This is a genomic window from Roseburia zhanii (genome assembly GCF_014287635.1).
Lineage (GTDB): Bacteria > Bacillota > Clostridia > Lachnospirales > Lachnospiraceae > Roseburia_B > Roseburia_B zhanii.
Genome location: NZ_JACOPH010000064.1, coordinates 1 through 1,350, shown reverse-complemented (window position 1 = coordinate 1,350; position 1,350 = coordinate 1). Strand labels below are relative to the sequence as shown.

Annotated in this window: 1 protein-coding gene; it reads left to right on the top strand. The window is 36.3% G+C overall.

Going from position 1 to position 1,350, the window contains the following annotated elements:
* Window positions 1-212 precede the first annotated feature (212 nt).
* On the top strand, window positions 213-1,328 hold the full coding sequence (locus H8S17_RS16095) for a PDDEXK nuclease domain-containing protein (protein WP_186867892.1): 1,116 nt from the start codon (window positions 213-215) through the stop codon (window positions 1,326-1,328).
* Window positions 1,329-1,350: the final 22 nt, after the last annotated feature.

The following is a 1,350-nucleotide window of genomic DNA, read 5'->3' as shown; positions in this document are numbered from 1 at the left end:
AGCGGTAGAAGAATAGCGGTATCGAGTGGGTAGTCAGTTGCAATGGCTGGCTACCTGCTTTTTTAATTTGGCAAATTTTTGACATATAAAATTGATTGAGAAAAATCATGGGGTAAGGTATAATTTCGGTATGAGTCATGATATCAGATGAAAAATGAATGTTTCTATTTTAGAAAATACCTGACAGTTATAGACAGTTTGGAGGTTCTAGTGTGAAAAATGAAAAATTAGAAATAATAGAAAGTAACGAATTTCAAAATTTATTTGATAAATCAAAAAAGCTGATTGACAGTGCCAGAAGTAATATGGGACAAATGGCAAATGCAATTACAGTTCTTACCAGTTTTCTGCTTGGAAGATATATTATAGAGCAGGAACAGCAGGGTTCAGAAAGAGCAAAATATGGAGCAAAAGTCTTGGATTCTTTGTCATCATATTTGACAGAAGAATATGGCAGAGGTTTTTCAAGAAGCAATGTTGCAGGAATGCGTCAATTTTACATGGCTTACAAAGATAGAGAAGATGAAATTATCCAATCGGGAATTGGACAATTTGAACAGGCTTTTGGAATTGTCCAATCAGGAATTGGACAATTAGAAACGGCATACAAAAAAATGCCATTTAAGCTGAGCTGGACACATTATCAGATACTTATGCGTATAGAGGATAAGGACGAAAGAGACTTTTATGAAAAGGAAGCAATACGTTCTAACTGGAATGTAAGCACCTTAAAAAGACAATTTCACTCCAGTTTGTATGAAAGACTTGCATTGAGCAGAGATAAAAATGATGTGATGCGATTGGCAAATGAAGGTGCCGTTCCGCAGAAACCAGAAGATATTTTACATACTCCGTATGTGCTGGAGTTTGCAGGACTGGAGGATAAAGCAGCATATCATGAAAGTGATCTGGAATCGGCGGTAATTGGGAAAATGCAGAAGTTTCTTTTGGAGTTGGGGAAAGGCTTTCTCTTTGAACAGCGGCAAAAGAGGTTTACATTTAATGACAAAAATTTTTATGTGGACCTGGTTCTGTATAACAGATTGTTAAGGTGCTATGTCTTGATAGATTTTAAGATTGATGAGCTTACACATCAGGACTTAGGACAGATGCAGATGTATGTAAACTATTATGACCGGTATGAGAAAATTGAGGGAGAAAATCCGACGATTGGTATCTTACTCTGTAAGCAAAGTGATGAGGCTCTTGTCGATTTAACACTCCCGGAAAATGCCAATATTTATGCAAAAGAGTATAAATTATATTTGCCGGATAAAAAGCTGTTACAGAAAAAGCTAAAAGAATGGCTGGATGAAGAACAGAATTGATTCAGAGGGAGAGTGCTATCTG